This window comes from Butyricicoccus sp. AM78-15b2TA (assembly GCF_027665985.1).
Taxonomy (GTDB): domain Bacteria; phylum Bacillota; class Clostridia; order Oscillospirales; family Butyricicoccaceae; genus Agathobaculum; species Agathobaculum butyriciproducens.
Genome location: NZ_JAQEHY010000002.1, coordinates 285,103 through 306,213 on the forward strand (window position 1 = coordinate 285,103; position 21,111 = coordinate 306,213).

At 57.0% G+C, this 21,111-nt stretch carries 17 protein-coding genes; all 17 read left to right on the forward strand.

Translation table 11 applies throughout. The annotated features are described in order from the left end of the window. Positions 1 to 500: 500 nt before the first annotated feature. The 17 genes from PGS25_RS03375 to PGS25_RS03455 all read left to right on the forward strand — a co-directional run bounded on the left by PGS25_RS03375 (position 501) and on the right by PGS25_RS03455 (position 21,064). On the forward strand, positions 501 to 1,352 hold the full coding sequence (locus PGS25_RS03375; protein WP_117491065.1) for a transketolase: 852 nt from the start codon (positions 501 to 503) through the stop codon (positions 1,350 to 1,352). A gap of 15 nt (positions 1,353 to 1,367) precedes the next feature. Continuing rightward, positions 1,368 to 2,339: a transketolase family protein gene (locus PGS25_RS03380; protein WP_110436473.1), complete on the forward strand. Its 972-nt coding sequence runs from the start codon at positions 1,368 to 1,370 to the stop codon at positions 2,337 to 2,339. A 177-nt stretch (positions 2,340 to 2,516) separates the two neighbouring features. Beyond that, the gene (locus tag PGS25_RS03385; RefSeq protein WP_270417713.1) at positions 2,517 to 3,131 is read left to right on the forward strand and encodes a hypothetical protein; all 615 of its coding nucleotides are present in this window, start codon (positions 2,517 to 2,519) and stop codon (positions 3,129 to 3,131) included. A gap of 23 nt (positions 3,132 to 3,154) precedes the next feature. Next, complete coding sequence (locus PGS25_RS03390; RefSeq protein WP_270417714.1) at positions 3,155 to 3,787, forward strand: hypothetical protein; 633 nt, start codon at positions 3,155 to 3,157, stop codon at positions 3,785 to 3,787. 95 nt (positions 3,788 to 3,882) lie between these two features. After that, complete coding sequence (locus PGS25_RS03395) at positions 3,883 to 5,241, forward strand: MATE family efflux transporter (protein ID WP_270417715.1); 1,359 nt, start codon at positions 3,883 to 3,885, stop codon at positions 5,239 to 5,241. A gap of 301 nt (positions 5,242 to 5,542) precedes the next feature. Continuing rightward, positions 5,543 to 6,715 (forward strand): NAD(P)-dependent malic enzyme, encoded by a 1,173-nt coding sequence (locus PGS25_RS03400; protein WP_116704966.1) that lies wholly within the window; start codon positions 5,543 to 5,545, stop codon positions 6,713 to 6,715. A gap of 246 nt (positions 6,716 to 6,961) precedes the next feature. Beyond that, on the forward strand, positions 6,962 to 7,894 hold the full coding sequence (gene iolE, locus PGS25_RS03405) for a myo-inosose-2 dehydratase (protein WP_270417716.1): 933 nt from the start codon (positions 6,962 to 6,964) through the stop codon (positions 7,892 to 7,894). Between the two features lie 818 nt (positions 7,895 to 8,712). Next, a complete protein-coding gene (gene pyrH / locus PGS25_RS03410; RefSeq protein WP_110436479.1) occupies positions 8,713 to 9,435 on the forward strand; it encodes a UMP kinase in 723 nt (240 codons plus the stop codon). Continuing rightward, the gene (gene frr / locus PGS25_RS03415; protein WP_118760419.1) at positions 9,435 to 9,989 is read left to right on the forward strand and encodes a ribosome recycling factor; all 555 of its coding nucleotides are present in this window, start codon (positions 9,435 to 9,437) and stop codon (positions 9,987 to 9,989) included. Before pyrH ends, frr begins: the two co-directional genes overlap by 1 nt. A 108-nt stretch (positions 9,990 to 10,097) precedes the next feature. Continuing rightward, a complete protein-coding gene (locus PGS25_RS03420; RefSeq protein WP_330671844.1) occupies positions 10,098 to 11,036 on the forward strand; it encodes an isoprenyl transferase in 939 nt (312 codons plus the stop codon). Positions 11,037 to 11,059: 23 nt separating this feature from the next. Next, on the forward strand, positions 11,060 to 11,878 hold the full coding sequence (locus tag PGS25_RS03425; RefSeq protein ID WP_270417717.1) for a phosphatidate cytidylyltransferase: 819 nt from the start codon (positions 11,060 to 11,062) through the stop codon (positions 11,876 to 11,878). A gap of 140 nt (positions 11,879 to 12,018) precedes the next feature. Then, on the forward strand, positions 12,019 to 13,155 hold the full coding sequence (locus PGS25_RS03430; RefSeq protein ID WP_442865229.1) for a 1-deoxy-D-xylulose-5-phosphate reductoisomerase: 1,137 nt from the start codon (positions 12,019 to 12,021) through the stop codon (positions 13,153 to 13,155). Between the two features lie 17 nt (positions 13,156 to 13,172). Next, positions 13,173 to 14,213, forward strand: a complete 1,041-nt coding sequence (gene rseP / locus PGS25_RS03435; RefSeq protein ID WP_270417719.1) for an RIP metalloprotease RseP — start codon at positions 13,173 to 13,175, stop codon at positions 14,211 to 14,213. A gap of 95 nt (positions 14,214 to 14,308) precedes the next feature. Further along, positions 14,309 to 15,364 carry a flavodoxin-dependent (E)-4-hydroxy-3-methylbut-2-enyl-diphosphate synthase gene (gene ispG / locus PGS25_RS03440; protein ID WP_270417720.1) on the forward strand — a complete coding sequence of 352 codons (1,056 nt, stop codon included), beginning with the start codon at positions 14,309 to 14,311 and terminating at the stop codon, positions 15,362 to 15,364. Between the two features lie 2 nt (positions 15,365 to 15,366). After that, positions 15,367 to 19,740: a PolC-type DNA polymerase III gene (locus PGS25_RS03445; RefSeq protein WP_270417721.1), complete on the forward strand. Its 4,374-nt coding sequence runs from the start codon at positions 15,367 to 15,369 to the stop codon at positions 19,738 to 19,740. A gap of 15 nt (positions 19,741 to 19,755) precedes the next feature. Continuing rightward, the gene (locus PGS25_RS03450; protein WP_270417722.1) at positions 19,756 to 20,097 is read left to right on the forward strand and encodes a DUF6054 family protein; all 342 of its coding nucleotides are present in this window, start codon (positions 19,756 to 19,758) and stop codon (positions 20,095 to 20,097) included. Continuing rightward, a complete protein-coding gene (locus PGS25_RS03455; protein WP_270417723.1) occupies positions 20,084 to 21,064 on the forward strand; it encodes a DUF3658 domain-containing protein in 981 nt (326 codons plus the stop codon). The genes PGS25_RS03450 and PGS25_RS03455 overlap by 14 nt, the downstream gene beginning before the upstream one ends. Positions 21,065 to 21,111: the final 47 nt, after the last annotated feature.

Here is a 21,111-nt window from a genome sequence, read left to right on the forward strand (position 1 = left end):
CCACCGCTCCGAAGAATGAGAATATGGCATGAATTTGGCGGAAAAGGTCGGAAATGCATGAAAACTCGCGGCGAAGAACGGTAGAAGGTGAGAAAAATCCGTAAAACCGCCTTTCAAAAATAATTTCTGGCAGTGAGCGTGGAGAGGAGCGGTAACCCGTCTGCGGGGAGAGGGATACGCAGACAAACAGCAGAAACAGGGCGGGATACCCCTTTTGAAAATATATTTTTACCGTTTTGCAAGAGGTTTACCAACAAAATAAATACATATAACCAGCAGATAACCAACAAATTACCTAATTTTACTCGAAATAAATTAGATATTTTCCATAAGGCGTTTGAATGAAATTGGAATTTTGCGAACAAATGCAGGAATTTCGGTTGAAATTTTGGCGGTTTGGTGATACACTTGTATTCGTAAAACAGTGGCATTGTGCCGCTGTACGCTGGAACCTGTTCCGCGGAGAGAAAATTATATTTTGAATTAGGCAGGTGTATGCAATGCAGAAAGCAGAAAAGATGCAGGAGCTTCGTGTATTTGCTCAGGAAATCCGTGTGGAGACCCTGAAGACCGTCGGTTCGCTTGGCTTCGGCCACGTTCCGGGTGCAATGTCCGTTATTGATGCGCTGGCAGTTCTGTACGGCGAAGTAATGAAGGTTGATCCGAAGAACCCGCATTGGGAAGATCGTGACTGGTGCGTGCTGTCCAAGGGCCACGCTGGTCCGGCTATGTACGCTACCCTCGGTCTGAAGGGTTTCTACCCGATCGAGGACGCTTATACCCTCAATCAGCCGCACACCAATTTCCCGTCCCATACCGACCGCACCAAGACCCCCGGTGTTGACCTGACGACCGGTTCTCTCGGTCAGGGCATGTCCACCGCTACCGGTGCTGCTCTGGGCAACAAGCTCGACGGCCGCGACAGCCATGTATTCGTATTCGTTGGCGACGGCGAGTGCGATGAGGGCCAGGTTTGGGAGGCTGCTCAGTTCGCAGCTCACTACAAGCTGGACAACCTCGTTTGCTTCGTAGACGACAACAAGTACCAGCTCGACGGTGCTGTTGACAAGGTTATGAGCCACGGCAAGGGCATCGGTGCTAAGTTCGCAGCATTTGGCTGGAACGTGATCGAGCTGCAGGACGGCAATGACGTAGAGCAGATCTACGACGCTGTTCAGCTCGCTTACGACACCAAGGGCGTACCGACTTGCATCGTCCTGAACACCGTTAAGGGCCTGGGCGCCACCTTTGCTGAAGGCACTGGCGCGCACTCCTCTCAGCCGACTAAGGAGCAGTGGGATGAAGCCATTGCTGCTGCTGAGAAGAAGCTCGCTGAGATCAAGGCACAGTAAGGGAGGGTATTGAACATGAGCTTTACTTTGATTGGCAAGCACGAGAAGGATTCTCGTAACAACCGTGACGGTTACGTTACCGCTATGCTGGACCTGATGGAGAAGGACAGCAAGGTTATGCATGTTGACTGCGACCTCGAGAACTGCATCAATACCGGCAAGCTGGCTAAGGCTTTCCCGGAGCAGACCGTAAACGCAGGTATCGCAGAGGCTAACGCTATGGGCGTTGCTGCAGGTCTGGCTGCTACCGGCCGCACCGTATTCATGCACTCCTTCGGCTGCTTCGCTTCCCGCCGTGCATTTGACCAGGCATTCATGTCCGCAGCTTACGCTAAGCTGCCGGTACACGTTATCGGTTCCGACCCCGGCGTATGCGCTGCATACAACGGCGGTACCCACATGCCGTTCGAGGACTGCGCTCTGTACATGTCCGTACCGGAAGCAGTTGTTATCGACCCGGTTGACTTCGCTCAGATCAACTGCCTGACCAAGAAGCTGGCAGCATCCGGCAAGTTCTCCTACATGCGTATGATCCGTAAGGGCTTCACCACCGTTTACGGCGATGGCTCTGACTTCGAGATCGGCAAGGGCGTTACCCTGAAGGAAGGCAAGGACGTAGCTATCATCGCTTCCGGCATCATGGTAGACGAGGCACTGAAGGCTCAGGAGCAGCTGGCTGCTGAGGGTATCTCTGCCAAGGTTATCGATATGTTCACCTGGAAGCCGCTCGACGAGCAGCTCATCCTCGATTCCGCTGCTGAGTGCGGCGCTATCGTAACCGCTGAGAACCATCAGGTTAAGGTTGGTCTGGGTTCTGCTGTTGCTAACGTTGTTATCAAGAACAACCCGGTTCCGATGGAGATGGTAGGCGTTGAGGATCGCTTCGGCCAGGTAGGCGCTGAGTCCTTCCTGCGCGAGGAGTACGGTCTGACCGCTGCTCACATCGTAGAGGCTGCTAAGAAGGCTATCGCTCGCAAGAACGGCTAATCTTCCTCGCAGATACGCGAAGTAAAATTGCATCGAAAAGCGTTCCGACGTATGTCGGAACGCTTTTTTGTCGTTACTTTGCACAGAAGCAAACGCAGATTTTGCATGGTCTGGAAATAGACAATATCACCCAAATCTGCTACACTGTAAGCACAACAATAAAAGGAGGTGTACCACATGAAAAAACGGTACGCAGCAGGACTGGCACTGGCTCTTGTGGGGATTTTGAGCGGGTGCGGACAGCCGGCGGCAGACAACACAATCAGCCTGATACCGGTGGAGGAAACGACCGCAGACCAGAGTGGCAGACTGATTGAGTATAATTTTTCCGGCCACAGGAGCGAAGCCGAGGGCGTATTGTTTGGCTGTTATATATGGGATGGCAGCACATGGCAGAAAGATGAGGATGCCACGTTTGGGTTGCGTTGTTCGGCGACACTGGGCAGCGGCAAGGGCACGATCAAATTCGAGCGTGACGGCGATGCGGCGAATGCGAACTATAAGATTGGAATGGATTCGCCGCAGCTTGGCGGATATGCACAGGTTATGGATTCGCCCGAGAGAAACAGTCTGCCGATGGAGGGATTGACGGCAACTGTTGCTGCATGGGAGGAACCTGTCAATGACTTGGCAGTCGACACGGAAATTCCGTTGCTCGTGCGTGTGTTCCGCACGGACGGTACGATCATTCCGGTATCTATTGATGCGTTTTTGGAACCGGAAAACAGCAAAGCCGTACAGAAAAGCGTGTATGCGGAAGCGTACACTGTAATTTTCTGCTATGAAATGTAAATGCTGAAACGGAGGTGTACCACATGAAAAAACGATACGCAGCAGGACTGGCACTGGCTCTTGTGGGGATTTTGAGCGGGTGCGGGAAGGCAGAGACACAGCCGGCGGATAATACGATTTCCATCACGCCGGTGGAGCAGGCTGCGACAGAGAAACAATCGGGTGCGGTTGTAGAGTATCATTTTTCAGGCAACAACACAGAAGCCAACGGAATAACATTCAACAGCTACACATGGGATGGCAATGCGTGGCAGAACATGGACAAACCTATCGGTGCGTATGGCATGGGTCTGAATAACGGCACCGGCAAAATCATTTTCCGGCATGATGCCGATACAATCAATGCGGCGTATGATATTGAGATGACGTTCCCGAGTGGCGGCGCTTCGACCCAGTATGGAGATTCGTCCGAGCTGAGCAAACTGCCAACGGACAACCTGACAGTGGCTGTCGCGGGACAGGAGAAGCCAATCGATGATTTAGCAGTCGATATAGAGATACCGCTTGTTGTGCGTGTGTTCAACACGGATGGAGCAACGCACACGGTAGATATCAATGCGTTTATCGAACCAGATAGCAGCGAAGAATTGAAAAACTGCATCTATGCGGATGCCATTACGGCAACATTCGTATATGACGACAGCATTCCTAAATAAAACATGCAATGCCCTGACCTCCCGTCAGGGCATTTTTCTCTTTACGCCTGCGGCGAATTTCACTATAATAGAGGGAGCGGAAAGGGGAGAGAACCATGTCCCAAACAGACAGCCCACTGGGCACAGCACCGGTCGGCAAGCTGGTTCTGCAGCTTGCGATACCGGCCATGCTGGCACAGTTTGTCAATATTCTATACAGCGTGGTCGATCGCATGTACGTCGGCCACATTGCAGGCGCGGGCGATGCGGCACTGGCGGGTGTCGGTGTGTGCGCGCCTGTGGTGACCATGATTACCGCCATCGGTGCGCTCATCGGCTTCGGCGGCGGACCGCTGATGAGCATCCGCATGGGGCGGCGCGACATGGACGGCGCCCGTCAGATCATCACGAACAGCTTCTACCTTTTGCTGGCGCTGAGCGTGCTGGCGACCGTGCCGCTGCTTATTTTCAAGCGGCAGATCCTGTTCACCTTCGGCTGCAGCGAGCTCCTGTGGGACTACGCGCAGGCGTACTTTACGACCTATGTTTTCGGCACGGTGTTCGCATTACTGAGCTACGGACTCAATCAAATTACAATGAGTCAGGGATTTTCGGGTACCGCAATGCGGTCGGTTATGCTCGGAGCGGCCGTAAATATCGCACTTGACCCGGTGTTCATTTTTGCGCTGCACATGGGCGTGCGCGGAGCTGCTCTTGCGACCGTGCTGTCGCAGGCGTGCTCGACGGCGTACATCCTGCGTTTTCTGATGAGTGACAGAGCCGCCGTCCGCATTACCCGTCAGCCGGTCAATTTCGGCTGGATGCGCCGTATCGTGCAGGTCGGTCTGTCGCCTGCGCTCATCATCGCGCTTGATAACGTGCTGCTCATCTCCATCAACGTTATGCTGCGAAAATACGGCGGCGCAGACAGCGATATGCTCATCGCGTGTGCCGCCATCATGCAGAGCTTCATGCTCGTCATCACCATGCCGCTCGGCGGAATTACGGCGGGCACGCAGTCCATTCTCGGCTATAACTACGGCGCGTGCGACGAAAAACGCGTCATGAAGGCGTTTCGGTGCATTGTGCTGCTGTGCCTCGTGTTCTGCGGCATCATGTTCCTGCTCGCGCAGACGGTCTCGGGCGCTTTTGTCAAAATCTTCACCAAAGACCCGGCGTATATTGATATGGCGGCGTATATGATCCGCACCTACTCGCTCGGCGTGCTCGGACTGACCATCCAGTACCCGTTTGTGGACGGCATGACCGGCATGGGTCTTGTCAAATGGGGACTGACGTTTTCCATGCTCCGCAAGGGTATTTTCCTCGTCAGTGTGTTCGTCCTGCCGCCGATTTTCGGGGCAACAGCCGTTATGTTTTCCGAGCCGCTGTCCGATGTCGTGTCGGCGGTGTTCTCCGGCTGCGCGGCCATGTTCCTCTTGCCGAAGCTGGTGGCGAAACAATGCTGCAAGTAGAGTGAAGAGTGGAGAGTTGAGAGTGAAGAGTATGAGAAGTTTAACCTTCTTCATGTTGTTACATTACACATAAAATCTAAATCGTAGGGTGCGACAAGGTGTACCTTTATGATAATATGAAAAACGGAGAAACACGATGAATCATTACGTTCATTCTCCATCTTCCATTCTCCATTCTCAATTACTTCCCGCTCTTTGTACAAACTACCCCTTTACGAACGCATTTCTACTCTGTATAATAAGGTAAGATAGAAAACTCTTTCCGTCGAACGGAACAAGAACGATAACGGAGGAACAGAACATGGACGTTAAGGAACGCGCACTGCAGGCACATGAAAAATGGGGCGGCAAGATTGAGGTCGTAGCCCGCTGTGAGGTAAACAGCAAGGACGATCTGTCGATCGCGTACACGCCGGGTGTTGCCGAGCCGTGCCTCAAGATCAAGGACGATCCGTCTCTCAGCTACACCTATACGCGCCGCCACAATCTGGTTGCGGTCATCACGGACGGCACCGCGGTGCTCGGTCTGGGCGATATCGGTCCGATTGCCGGCATGCCGGTCATGGAGGGCAAGTGCGCGCTGTTCAAGGCGTTCGCTGACGTGGACGCGTTCCCGCTCTGTGTGGCTTCCAAGGATGTGGACGAGATTGTACGCACCATTCAGCTGATCTCCGGCTCGTTCGGCGGCATTAACCTCGAGGATATCGCGGCTCCGCGCTGCTTTGAGATTGAGCGCCGACTCAAGGAGGTCTGCGACATTCCGGTATTCCACGACGACCAGCACGGCACCGCTGTCTGCTGCGGTGCGGCGCTGCTCAACGCCTGCCGTCTGACCGGCCGCAAGGTGGATGAGATCAAGATGGTTGTCAACGGCTGCGGCGCGGCTGCTATCGCCGTTACCAAGTTCCTGATGTTCCTCGGCGTCAAGCACATCACGATGGTCGAGCGCTTCGGCATCGTCTGCGAGGGGGACGAGCGCCTGAATCCGGCACAGCAGGAGATGGCCAAGGTCACCAACCGCGAGCATATGACCGGCACGCTGGCCGATGCTGTCAAGGGTGCGGATGTATTCTTCGGCATGTCCGCGCCGCAGGTGCTCACTGCCGAGATGGTTTCCACCATGGCAAAGGACCCAATGGTATTCGCTATGGCAAATCCGGTGCCCGAAATCTGGCCGGAGGACGCAAAGAAGGGCGGCGCTGCCGTTGTCGGCACCGGTCGTTCGGACTACCCGAACCAGATCAACAACGTGCTTGCGTTCCCGGGCATTTTCCGCGGCGCACTCGATGTTCGCGCAAGCGACATCAACGAGGAGATGAAGCTGGCAGCGGCTAAGGCGATCGCGGCCTGCGTTTCCGATGAGGAGCTGAACGCGGAGTATATCATGCCGATGGCGTTCGACAAGAAGGTCATCCGTTCGGTAGCAGATGCCGTTGCACAGGCTGCCCGCGATTCCGGTGTGGCCCGTATCTGAGCGCAGCAGACGAAAAGTTACAGATAAGACAAAATCAACCGCGCGGGAACAATCTCGCGCGGTTTTTGCGCAAAAGTGCGTGCACGCACACGCACAAGTTCGCGGAATGACAAAAACAGCGGATTGCACAACTCGGCTTTGTGAAAAAATGCGTTTGACATTTACAGTGCATAAGGGTACAATAAGAATAACAAAAATGCGTTTGTTCTGCGCAGACGCAGAGAGAAGATTATGGAGGGAATAACTATGTTAGATCCGAAGAAAGTAAGACTGGGTATCTGCCCGATCGGCTGGTCCAATGATGATATGTGGGATCTCGGCGACGAGAACACCTTCCAGCAGTGCATCTCTGAGATGAAGCTCGCTGGTTTCGACGGCTGCGAAGTAGGCCATAAGTATCCGGAGGACAAGACCGTCCTCAAGCACATGCTGGACGCCCGCAACCTGACCATCGCTTCCAAGTGGTTCTCCTCTTTCCTGGTTGACAAGCCGTACGAAGAGGTAGAGGCTGAGTTCATCAAGGAGCTGGATTACCTGTCCTACGTTGGTGCTACCGCTATCAACGTATCCGAGCAGTCCGGTTCTATCCAGGGCCAGCTGGACACCCCGATTCTGGACGACAAGAAGCGCGTTCTGACCGATGAGGAGTGGGATCGCTTCATCACCGGCCTGAACAAGCTGGGCAAGCTGTCCATGGAGAAGTACGGCATCCGCACCTGCTTCCATCATCACATGGGCACCGTATGCCAGACCGTTGAGGAGACTACCCGCCTGATGGAGAACACCGATCCGAAGTATGTATTCCTGTGCTTCGATACCGGCCACTTCACTTTCGCTGGCGAGGATCCGGTAAAGATGCTCGAGAAGTTTGCTGACCGTGTTGGCCACGTTCATCTGAAGAACATGCGTATGCCGCTGGTTGAGAAGGCTCGCGCTGAGCACTGGTCCTTCCTGGATGCAGTTCGCGCAGGCGCTTTCACCGTACCGGGCGATCCGGACGGCTGCGTAGAGTTCGACGCTGTATTCGATCTGCTTGACAAGGCTGGCTACACCGGCTGGATCATGGTAGAGGCAGAGCAGGATCCGGCTAAGGCTAATCCGTTCGAGTACGCTAAGATGGGCCGTGAGTACATCACTGCACACACCGGTCTGGGCGGCGAGGTTGTTCTGAAGAAGTAATTCTTCGCATATCGCGCAATAAAACACGAAACCGAGGGCATTTGCCCTCGGTTTTTTGCGTTCCCCAAAGGATATATGTCGTTAAGAACCGTTTGCACCGACCGGAAGCCTCCCCTGAAAGGAGGGGGGGACCGCCGAACGGCGGTGGAGGGGTTTGCCGTACCCACGGCAGAGGATTTCGCACGCTGCGGCGTGCGGGAATGTTGCCGCTGCGCGCGGCGGACGCACAAGAGGGTAGACAACCTGCGGTTTTCCACCCTCTTGTGAATCACCCCTTTTCCCGCAAGGGCTTGGGTGCAGGTGGTAGACTGCGTAAGCATGAAAAAGGGGAACGGCAGTCGGGTTACCGTTCCGTAGGGCAGACCAATGTGTCTGCCCATTTCTTTACCTATACGCAATGTCAGATACCTTTCTGCTACACATACGGTTTAGTCTACGCAGGCGCGGCATACCCGTGCCGCGCAACATTTTTACCTGTGCAGATTATCCAAATCCTGCGATTGCAGCCGGTTTGTGCCGGAAAACGAGTTGCGCGGCACTGTTATGCCGCGCGTAGCGGCAATCCCCGCCGCAGTCTACGGCAAAACGCTTCGCCCGGAAGCGGTGAACCGCCTGCGCGGTTCGGATGCCCCGAAAAACCGGTGCCGAAACCCCTCAGTCGCAGCAAGCTGCGCCAGCTCCCCTTTCAGGGGAGCCTGCAACCGTCCGGAGGGCGCAAACCGCTTCGCCTTTTATTCATTTGCCGCTATATAAATCGTTGCAAATTCTCCGAAAATAGGGTAGAATAGTAAACAGGAATAGAATAAGGAGTGTGGAGCATGGAAGCACAGAAATATAAGCGCGTACTGATCAAGATCAGCGGCGAAGCCCTTGCGGGCGATAAGCATTTTGGCCTGAACTTTGATGTCATCGGTCCGGTATGCGATGTGATCAAAAAATGCAACGAAGAGGGCTGCGAGATCGGCATTGTTGTCGGCGGCGGCAACTTCTGGCGCGGCGTAAAGGACGGCGGCGGCAAGATGGAGCGCACCCGCGCGGACCACATGGGCATGCTGGCAACCACCATCAATGCACTGGCTCTGCAGGATGCGCTGGAGCAGCGCGGCGTGGACGTTCGTGTACAGACCGCTATCGAGATGAACAAGATCGCGGAGCCGTACATCCGTTCCCGCGCGACCCGTCACCTCGAAAAGGGCCGTGTCGTTATCTTCGGCTGCGGCACCGGCTGCCCGTTCTTCTCGACCGACACCGCAGCGGTTCTGCGTGCGGCAGAGATCGGCGCAGATGTTATCCTGCTGGCAAAGAACGTAGACGGCGTGTACGATTCCGATCCGGCTGTCAACCCGGATGCCAAGAAGTACGACCACCTGAGTTACATGGACGTGCTCAATCAGGGTCTCGGCGTTATGGATTCCACGGCAACCTCGCTGTCCATGGATAACCATATCCCGATTCTGGTATTCGCGCTTTCCGACCCCGAAAATATTCACCGCGCTGTTAACGGCGAAAAGATCGGCACGATCGTTGAGGAGGTAAAATAATGAAGGAACAGATCAAGTCCCACGAGGCAAAAATGCAGAAAACGCTGGACGTGCTCTCCAAGGAGCTGGCAGCAGTCCGCGCAGGCCGCGCAAACCCGGCGGTTCTCGATAAGATCACTGTTGAGTATTACGGTGCACCGACCCCGCTGAATCAGGTTGCGGCAATTTCTACTCCCGACCCGCGCACGCTGGCAATCCAGCCGTGGGACGGCTCGGTGCTCAAGGCCATCGAGAAGGCAATCCAGGTCTCCGACCTCGGCATCAACCCGCAGAACGACGGCAAGCAGATCCGTCTGAACTTCCCGCCGCTGACCGAGGAGCGCCGCAAGGAGCTTATCAAGGGCGTTTCCAAGACCGGTGAGGAGGCAAAGGTTGCGCTCCGCAACATCCGCCGTGATGCACTGGACAAGTTCAAGGCAGCGCAGAAGAAGAGCGAGATCACCGAGGACGAGCTGCACGACGGTGAGGACAAGATGCAGAAGCTGACCGATAAGTACGTCAAGGAAATCGACGCTATGGTTTCCAAGAAGTCTAAGGAACTCGCAGAGGTTTAATTCAGGGGGAAGTCCGCTGCCTGCAGCGGCATGAAATCGGATTTTCGCAGAAAATCCGTAAAAAGCGGGAGCATGTATCTCGCTTTTTACACAAGGGAGCATAGCTGTGTGCCGCAAAGCGGCGCGCAGATGTGCTCGCAGGACGTATCCGAGCGTATGCTCGGTACGTTCCGATCGACCGAAAACGTGTTTTCGGTCGAGGAGCGAAGCGACATTGGGGGCGGCGGATTCGTCGCCCTTTTGCATGAAATTGGCAGGAAAATCTGCCGCAAGAGGGATAAACAGGGAGGAAACAGGTTGGGTCTGTTCACACGAAAAAAGAAGGATAACGCGCCCGAAAACCGTCCGGTGCCGCGTCATATTGCGGTCATTATGGACGGCAACGGCCGCTGGGCCAAGAAACGCGGTCTGCCGCGCAAGGCCGGTCACAAGGTCGGCGCGGAGACGTTCCGCACCATTGCCACCTACTGCAAGGACATTGGCGTGCAGTATTTCACGGTCTATGCATTCTCTACCGAAAACTGGAAGCGTCCGCAGGATGAAGTCGATGCGCTGATGAACCTGTTCCGCTCCTATCTGAAGGAAGCGGCAGAAACCATGTTCGAGCGCGGCGTTGCCGTGCGCGTGTTGGGCGATCTGACCGTTCTACCGGAGGATATTCGCGCGCAGATCGCGGAGGTGGACGCGATTGCCGATCGGCTTGGTCCGGACGCGGCAACAGCCTCGCTGTGCATCAACTACGGCGGCCGTGACGAGATCAAAAACGCCGTCCGTGCTATCGCGGAGCAGGTGAAAGCCGGCGAACTGGCACCCGAGGATATCACCGAGGACACCATTTCCGCGCACCTGTACACCGCGCACATGCCCGATCCCGATCTCATCATCCGTCCTTCGGGCGAGATCCGCACGTCCAACTTCCTGCTGTGGCAGTCCGCCTACTCGGAGTATTACTTCACCGATGTGCTGTGGCCGGACTTCAAAACCACCGATCTGGATGCGGCAATCGACAATTTTAACAACAGAAACCGTCGTTTCGGCGGCGTATAATATCCAATTAGGGTGATAAACGTATGAAAGCAAGAGTATTGTTTGGCGTATTCGGCTTTGTTTTTGTGCTGCTGGCGCTGTATGTGTTCCCGCCGATCGTGCTGGAGCTTGTCGTGGCGGCGCTGTGCGTGTTCGCCACCTATGAGGTGCTCGGCTCGACAAAACTGGTGCGCAACCACTTGGAACTGCTGCTCGCAATGGCCGTCTCGCTGGGACTGGCTGTCGGTCATTTCAGCATCCTGCCGCTGCGGCTCGAGAGCGTGCTGCAGGGACTGGTGTTGGTGCTCCTGTTCGGCTCGTTTGCGATTGAGCTGAAATATCACGACGTCATGAAGGCTTCGCAGGTCTCGTGGGCGTTTTTCGGTGCGCTGCTCGTGCCGTACCTGCTGCTCAGCCTGCTGCGTATTTTCCAGATGAATTACCACCACGGTGCGTTCATCGTGCTGCTGCCGCTGCTCGCTGCCTGGGGCGCGGACACCTGCGCCTTGTTCTCGGGCATGCTGTTCGGCAAGCATAAGCTGGCGCCGGTCGTCAGCCCGAAAAAGACGGTAGAGGGCGCCGTCGGCGGCGTGGTCGGCGGTGCCGTCCTCGTGCTGATCGCGGCTTTGATTATGAACCGGACGCTCGGCCTTGAAATGCCGCTCTGGTCGGCGGTCGTGCTCGGCGCAGTCGGCGCGGTGCTCGGAGAGATCGGCGACCTGTCGTTCTCGGTCATCAAGCGCCAGACCGGCATTAAGGATTACGGACATATTTTTCCGGGACATGGCGGAGTGCTTGACCGCTTCGACAGCGTGCTGTTCGTAGCGCCTTTCGCGGAGCTGCTCTTTAGAGTCATTTGGTAATTGAAAATTGAGAATGGAGAATGGGAAATTGTGGTATCGTGCTTTGCGCGATGATTAAATTCCGCCCTTTGGGCGGCACCATAATTTTCAATTTTCCATTTTCAATTCTCCATTATCCCCAATCGTTTAACAGGAGAAAAATAATGAAGAAGATTGCGATTTTAGGTTCAACGGGTTCGATCGGCACGCAAACGGTCGATATTCTGCCTTCGATCGACGTCGAAGTCGTCGCATTGACGACCAACCGGCGCATAAACTTATTGGAGGAGCAGGCGCGTGCCCTGCATCCGAAAATGGTCTGCGCGATGGACGAAAACGCAGCCAAGGAGTTGAAAATCAAGCTGGCGGACACGGATATTGAGGTTCTGACCGGTATGGACGGTCTGATCGCCTGTGCCGCCGAGAGCGGCGCGGACATCGTGGTAACGGCGGTTGTCGGCATGGTCGGCCTGCTGCCGACGATGGCGGCCATCAAGGCGGGCAAGGATATCGCGCTGGCGAACAAGGAGACGCTCGTGTGTGCGGGCGGTCTGGTGATGAGCGCTGCAAAGCAGTACGGCGTGCGCATCCTGCCGGTGGATTCCGAGCATTCGGCGATCTTCCAGTGCGTGCAGGCGGCAAACGGCAACCCGATTGATAAAATCCTGCTGACCGCGTCCGGCGGTCCGTTCTTCGGCAAAAAGTTCGAGGAAATGCGCGGCATGACGCGCGAGCAGGCGCTTGCACACCCGAACTGGAGCATGGGGGCAAAGATCACGATCGACTCTGCGACCATGATGAACAAGGGTCTGGAGCTGATCGAAGCCATGTGGCTGTATGACCTGCCGCCCGAGGACATCGAAATTGTCGTCCACCGCGAGAGCATCGTGCACTCGGCGGTGGAGTTTGCGGACGGAGCGGTAATCGCGCAGCTTGGCCTGCCGGATATGCGCCTGCCGATCCAGCTGGCGCTGACATGGCCGCAGCGTGTGCCGTGCAAGGTACCGCGCATGTCGCTCGCGGAGGTCGCAAAGCTGACGTTCTATGCACCCGACTATGAGGCGTTTCCGGCGCTGAATCTGGCAAAGCACGCCGCCTCCCTCAAGGGCGACCGCGGCGCTGTGCTCAACGGTGCAAATGAGGCCGCAGTCGGTCTGTTTTTGAACGGTAAGATCGGTTTTACCGACATCGCAGAGCGCGTTGCATACGCACTCGATACCATTCCGTATAAGAAGGACATCACGCTGGACGACGTTCTGGCGGCGGACAAAGCCGCGCGCGAGATCGTGCTCGGCTGACCGAAAGGAGCTACGCTTTGCTGCAAATCATTCTGGCAATCCTCGCCTTCGGCGTGCTGGTCATCGTGCATGAGTTCGGACATTTCATCACCGCAAAACGCGGCGGTGTGCAGGTCAACGAATTCTGGATCGGCATGGGTCCGACCCTCCTCAAGCACGAGTACCACGGCACGCTGTACTGTCTCAAGCTGCTGCCGTTCGGCGGTGCGTGCGTTATGGAGGGCGAGGACGATGAAAGTGAAAATGAGCACGCCTTCGGTAAGGCGAAGCTGCCGCGCCGCATGCTCATCGTGTGTGCGGGCGCGCTGATGAATTTCCTCGTGGGATTCCTTATCGTGCTGGCGGTCATGCGTCCGAACGGACCGAACGGCGGCTATATCGTCTCCACCATCAGCGAGGTCAATCCGGCGAGCACCGCCGCCGCAGACGGCGGTCTGGAGGCAGGCGACGAAATTCTCAAAATCGACGGCTACCACATCCTCGTGCGGACGGATTTCGATACCGCGCTTGCGCGCACCGGTTCGACCACGCATGAAATTACCGTGCGCCGCAACGGCGAAACGGTGACGCTGCCGTCCGTCAAGCTGGAGGCGACAGTCACCGATGCAAACGGCAACAAGCGCATTGGCATCACCTTTGCGGAGCTGCCCGACAGCCTTGGCATGCACCTCAGCATGAGCGTGCGCACCGCCGTCAACTACGCGCGGCTCGTCTGGTCGAGCGTGGGCATGCTCGTCAGCGGACAGGTCGGCGTGGATCAGCTTTCCGGTCCGGTCGGCGTGGCCGAGGTCATGGCGGATACCGCCAAGTACAGCATGATCTCGTTCTTCCAGCTTGTGGCATTTATCTCGATCAACCTCGGCGTGATGAACCTGCTGCCGCTGCCTGCACTGGATGGCGGTCGGCTCGTGTTCCTCATCATCGAGGGCATTCGCCGCAAGCCTGTGCCGCCCAAGTACGAGGGCTATGTGCACGCGGCAGGACTCATGCTGCTGCTTATGCTGATGGTGTATGTGACCGGGCAGGACGTACTGCGCATTTTTATGCGCAGTAATTGAGAATTGAGAATGGAAAATGGAAAATGAATGTGCGGCGCATAGCGCGATACCACAATTCTCCATTCTCCATTTTCCATTTGTGAGAGGTTAGAGCTATGAAAATAACAAAGCAAATCAAGATAAGGGACGTATTGGTTGGCGGCGGCGCGCCCATTGCGGTGCAGTCCATGACCAACACGGATACGCGCGACGCGAAGGCTACTCTGGCGCAGATTCGCGCACTGGCGGACGCGGGCTGCGACATTGTTCGCTGTGCCGTGCCGGATATGCAGGCGGCAGAGGCGCTGCGCGAAATCTGCGCCGGCTCGCCGCTGCCGGTGGTCGCGGACATTCATTTTGACTACCGTCTCGCGCTGGCGGCGATCGAGTCCGGCGTGGACAAGATTCGCCTGAATCCGGGCAACATCGGCGGCGCGGACCGCGTACAGGCAGTCGTGAAGGCGGCAAAGGAACGCCATCTGCCAATCCGCATCGGCGTAAACTCCGGCTCGGTGGAGAAGCACATTCTCGAGAAATTCGGCGGGCCGACGCCCGAGGCGATGGTCGAGAGCGCGCTCTATCACGTCGGTCTGCTGAACGACTGCGATTTTGACGACATCTGCATTTCAATCAAGTCATCCTCGGTGCCGAACACCATGCAGGCCTACCTGCTGGCGGGCGAAAAGACCGATTATCCGCTGCACCTCGGCGTGACCGAGGCGGGCACCGAGTACATGGGCACGATCAAGTCGGCTGCCGGCATCGGCGGTCTGCTGGCGCTCGGCGTGGGCGACACCATTCGTGTGAGCCTGACCGATGATCCGGTCAAGGAGGTCTACGCGGCAAAGGCGATTCTCAAGGCTGTCGGCAGAGCGGAAGAGGGCATCAACGTGGTTTCCTGCCCGACCTGCGGCCGCACGCGCATCAACCTCATCGCCATTGCCAAAGAGGTCGAGCAGCGTTGCCAGAGCATTCGCGGCAAGAAGATGAAGGTAGCTGTTATGGGCTGCGTGGTAAACGGTCCGGGCGAAGCGCGTGAAGCCGATCTCGGCATTGCGGGCGGCGACGGCGTCGGCCTGATCTTCCGCCGCGGCGAGATCATCAAAAAGGTGCCGCAGGAGCAGCTTGTGGATGCACTGATGGACGAAATCGCACATTATGAAGGAGAATAATCGTGGCTGGAAAGCTGATTGATATTTTTCAAAACTGCAAATGTGTAAATGAGGAGAAGCACCTTGCCGCAGGCGAGGTGCGTTCTCTGGCATTTGGGGATAATAACACGGTGATGGTCGTGGAACTCGGTCTGCACGAGGTTGTCAGCCGCAAGGTGATTGCCAGGGCGGAAAAGCAGATCGCGGACACCTACGGTCTTGACCGCGTGATGATCGAGCCGCGCTACAACATGCCGGGTGAGCTGTCGAACGCGTACATCAAGTCGCTGTATGACGACATGGCGTACCGCATGCCGTCAGCCAAGGGTCTGCTCGACCATACCAAGTGGGAATTTGCGGACGGTGCGCTCCAGATACCGATGGACGAGGTGAGCGAAAAGCATTTCGCAAACGCACTGCGGCATCTGGAGGCGCGTATTCAGCGGGAGTTGGGCCGCAGCTGTCCGGTGCACGCGGTCCGCGCGGATGCACAGGATTTTGCACCCGCACCCGAGCAGGAGGAGAGCCGCGAGGAAATTCTGCACAAGGCTGTGGAGCAAGCGGCGGCAGCCGCGGCGGAAACGCCCAAGCCGAAAAAGCCGCGTCCGGCGCCGCAGCAGCATACCGGCTATCAGCGCCCGCGCGCCGAGAAGGTGCGCGAGGATGACCTCATTTTCGGCAAGCTGATTCAGGACCCCATTATTTCGGTCAACGAGGCGATTGCCGCCTATGACATGGTCACCATTCAGGGCGAGGTGTTCTTCACCGACAGCAAGGACATCCACAGCAAGAAAACCGGCAAGGATTACGTCAAGATTGCGTTTGACATGACCGACCGCACCAATTCCGTGCGCGTTTCCAAGTTCCTTGCGGCGGATAAGGCGGGCGATACGGCATCTAAAATCAAGAAGGGTCTGTACTGTACCGTGCAGGGCAAGATGGTGTATGACACCTTTGCCAAGGAAATGGTGCTCGAGCCGACCGGCATCGTCAAGGCGAAAAAGCCCGAGCGTAAGGACACCTACGAGGGCATGAAGCGCGTCGAGCTGCACCTGCACACCAACATGAGCGCGATGGACGGCATGAGCAGCACCGCGTCTCTGCTGTGCCGCGCCGCCAAGTGGGGACACCGCGCGATGGCGATTACCGACCACGGTGTGGCGCAGGCGTTCCCCGAAGCGCTGCACGCGCAGGAGGGCAAGCAGAAGGACACCATCGGTGACATGAAGATTATTTATGGCATCGAGGCGTACTACATCAATGACGAGAACAGCATTTCGGTCGTGCGCGGCAGGAGCACCGAGCCGCTCGACGGCACATTCATCGTGTTCGACCTTGAGACCACCGGACTCAATCCGGCGAGCGAGGAAATTACCGAGATTGCCGCTGTGCGCGTTGTGGAGGGCGAGATTCGCGATTCCTTCCAGACCTATGTCAACCCGCACAAGCCGATTCCGCCGGAAATCACCGAGCTGACCGGTATTTCGGACGAGACGGTAGCGGACGCGCCCAACCTCGACAAAGCCGTGCCGGAATTCCTCGCATGGGCAGGCGAGGGACAGTACCCGCTCGTGGCGCACAACGCAGGCTTCGATATGGGCTTCCTGCGGACGGCCTGCCAGAGACTGGGCATCGAGCGGGAGTTTACGAGCATTGATACCCTCGAGATGAGCCGCCTGATGCTGCCGCACATGCACAAATTCAAGCTGAACATTCTGGCGAAGGAGCTGCAGGTCGGCCCGTTTGAGCACCACCGCGCGAGCGAGGATGCCGCCGTGCTCGGCCGCATTTACGTCAAGCTGCTGAAAAGGCTCAGGGAGGAGATGCACGCGGTTACGACTGCGGATATCAATCCGGTGCTGGCGGCAACAACCGACCGCAAGAACAAGCTGAAAAACCTGCCGCGCTATCACTTTATCATTCTGGTGAAGAACCAGGCGGGACTGCGCAACCTGTATCAGCTGATTTCCAAGAGCTTTCTGGAATATTACAACAAGCGCCCCATTATGCCGCGCAGCGAACTCATTCGTCACCGTGAGGGACTGATTTTCGGCTCGGCGTGTGAGGCGGGCGAGGTGTTCCGCGCGCTGACCAAGGGCGAGCCGTGGGAGGAGATCAAGCGGCTGGCGTCGTTTTACGACTATCTGGAGATTCAGCCGATCGGCAATAACAACTTCATGATCGCAAAGGGTATGGCGAAGGACGAGGAGCAGCTGCGCGACTGGAACCGCGATATTCTCCGTCTGGCGGATGAATTGGGGAAACCGTGCTGCGCCACCGGTGACGTACACTTCCTTGAGCCCGAGGACGAGGCGTTCCGCCGTATTCTGATGGCGGGTCAGGGTTTCTCTGATGCGGACAATCAGGCGCCGCTGTACTTTAAGAGCACGGATGAAATGCTGAAGGAATTTTCCTATCTCGGGGAGGACCGGGCGTATGAGGTGGTCGTGAAGAACACCAACATGATCGCCGACATGTGTGACGTGATTCGTCCGGTGCCGAGGGAAAACTACCCGCCGCACATCGACGGCTGTGAGGACGATCTGCGCAACATGTGCTACGAAAAGGCCAAGCGTATCTACGGCGATCCGCTGCCCGAGCCGGTGCAGGCGCGGCTTGACCGTGAGCTTGGCTCCATCATCGGCAATGGCTATGCGGTTATGTACATCATCGCGCAGAAGCTGGTTACCAAGTCCCTCGCGGACGGTTATCTGGTTGGCTCGCGTGGTTCGGTCGGCTCGTCGCTCGCGGCGTTCATGTCGGATATCACCGAGGTTAATTCGCTCGCCCCGCACTATCTGTGCCCGGACGACAAATATCTCGAGTGGCACGAGGATTACTCCTGCGGTGTCGATCTGCCCGATAAGATTTGCCCGAAATGCGGCAAGCCGCTCACCAAACAGGGCTTCAACATTCCGTTCGAGACCTTCCTCGGTTTTGAGGGCGACAAGGTGCCGGATATCGACCTGAACTTTGCGGGCGAGTATCAGTCGCGCATCCACTGGTACACCGGCGAGATCTTCGGACACGACCATGTGTTCCGAGCGGGCACCATCGGCACGGTTGCCGAAAAAACCGCGTTCGGCTACGTCAAAAAGTACATGGAGGAGCGCGGCGTTGAGTGCTCCCGCGCGGAGGAAAACCGCCTTGCCGCAGGCTGCACCGGCGTGCGCCGTACCTCGGGTCAGCACCCGGGCGGCGTTGTCGTTGTGCCCAAGGAGATTGAGATTTACGACGTCTGTCCGATTCAGCATCCGGCTGATGACCCGGATTCCGACATCATTACCACCCACTTCGAGTATCACTCCATTGACGCGAACCTCTTGAAGCTGGACGAGCTGGGACACGATGACCCGACCATTATCAAGCATCTGGAGAACCTCACCGGCGTGAACGCGCAGGAGATTCCGCTCGACGACCCGGAGACCATGAGCCTTTTTCACTCGTGCAAGGCGCTTAAGTACACGGGCGAAAACCCGGATACCGACCCGATCCTCGGTGACCTCGGCTGTGTGGCCGTGCCCGAGTTCGGAACCAAGTTCGTGCGCGGCATGGTCAAGGAGACACACCCGTCTACGTTCGCGGAGCTGGTTTCGATTTCCGGCCTGTCGCACGGCACGGACGTTTGGCTCGGCAATGCCGCAGAGCTGGTCCGCAAGGGCATTCCGCTGTCCGGCTGTATCTGCTGCCGAGACGATATTATGAACTACCTGATCCTGCAGGGCGTCAAGCCCAAGCTGTCGTTCAAGACGATGGAGTCCGTCCGAAAGGGCAAGGGACTGACCGAGGAAATGGAAGCCGCCATGAACGAACAGCATGTGCCCGAGTGGTACATCGACTCGTGCAAGAAGATCAAGTATATGTTCCCGAAGGCGCACGCGGTCGCGTATGTCATGATGGCGTTCCGTATCGCGTGGTTCAAGGTGCATCGTCCGCTTGCGTTCTATTCGGCATACTTTTCCATCCGGGCAAAAGGTTTTGATGCGTCCTGTATGATCAAGGGCGACAAGGTCTGTCTGGATAAAATGTCCGAACTGCGCGGAAAGGAGCGCGACAAGACGATTTCAGCGGCGGAAAAGGACATGATGACGACTTTGGAGGTCTGCCACGAGTTTTACAGGCGCGGATTTACGTTTGAGCCGATGGATGTTTATAAATCGGACGCAACGCGCTTTCTCGTAACGGAAACCGGCCTGATTCCGCCGTTTACGTCCATGCCGGGCATCGGTGAGCAGGCCGCGCTCAGCATCGTGGAGGAGAGAAAAAACGGTAAGTTCCTCTCGGCGGAAGAGCTGATCGTCCGGTGCCCGAAGGCGTCCAAGGCGGTCGTCGAGCTGCTTGAGCAGATCGGCGCGCTTGGCTCCATGCCGAAAACAACGCAGATGACCCTCTTTTAGAAAGGTGTGACGATTATGGCAAAGTACGAAAAGCATCTGACGGGAAATTTTGACGAGCTGCTGGAGCTTGTAACGGACGGCGTGCTGAACGGCAGCATGTCTGCGTCCTACGAGAACGGCTCGGATTGGACAAACGGCACGGTCCGCTGCGCGGTGCGCGTGTTCGAGCGTTACAGCTACATGGGCGGCAACCGCGTCAGCATGAATGTCACTCTGGTCGGCAACGACCGCGACCTGTTTCTCTCCGCCATCACTTCGGGCGGCAGTCAGGCCGTGTTCTTCAAGCTCAATACCCTCGGCGAGGAGAGCTTTCTGGAAAAGCTGGTCAGGGTCGTGGAGGACTATGCAAGACGGTAAACATTCGTGCTGGTTCTGCTGGGGAGACAGCGCGCACGCCCTTCTGCGGGAAGCGCAGATATGCTATCCCTCTGTGTTCCCAAAAGCCGAGGTTTTCGGCCCGCAGGACGATCTCAGCGAAGGCACACTGCAAAACTGGAACGATCCGGCGGCGCGTGAGCAGATGCTTCGGGTACGCTATGCGGATTTTGATGCGGACACGTCCGATGCCTTCGTGCGCGAGAACGAGCGGGCGGCGACTGCGCTCGATACCGCGGATGAAATCGTGCTATGGACGGCGCAGGACTGCCCCGCAGAGCGGTGCATGATGCTGTCCCTGATCAACCGCTTGCAGGGAAGGGACGTTCCGATCTGGCTGGTCGAGGTGAGCGAGATGCCGCTCACCGAACTGCGCGAGCCAGAGGGCACGATCGGCGGCGCGACTGCCATCGCCGTCATGATGGATGATAAGATACCGTGGTATTGGCGGCTGTTCCGCCATCCGCTGACGTGGTGGTATCTGCGAAAACGCAAAAAGCTGGCGCGTCAGGAGACCCGCGCGGGCGGCACGGTGCGCTACGGCCTTGTCGGCGAGATGGAGTATCGCGCCGCGCCGTATTTCTGGGAAAAGCGGCGGCGGCTCACCGATGAGGAACGCCAGCGCGCCGCCGAACAGTGGGCGCAGCTTGTGCGTGAGGACGCGCTGCTCCGCGCGGTCGTGAAGGGGGAGGTGCGCTCGGTCGGTGAGGATTTCTACGACGAGATCATCCTTTCCTGCGTCACAAAGACAGAAGAAACAGCGGCCGTCGCCATCGGCAGCGCAATGGCAAAGATCGATGCTGAAATGTGCAGCCGCGTCGGTGACCTGCTGATCTACCGCCGTCTGCGCGCGCTGGCAGATGCAGGACGGGTCGCGCTCGTGCGCACCGAGCCGCAGGAGGCTGGCGGCGCACCGTATTGGGGCGTCAGCGTCAAGCGCACCTGCTGAGCGGATGCGAAATAAGGACTTGACAGACTTTGGTTTGATATGGTATC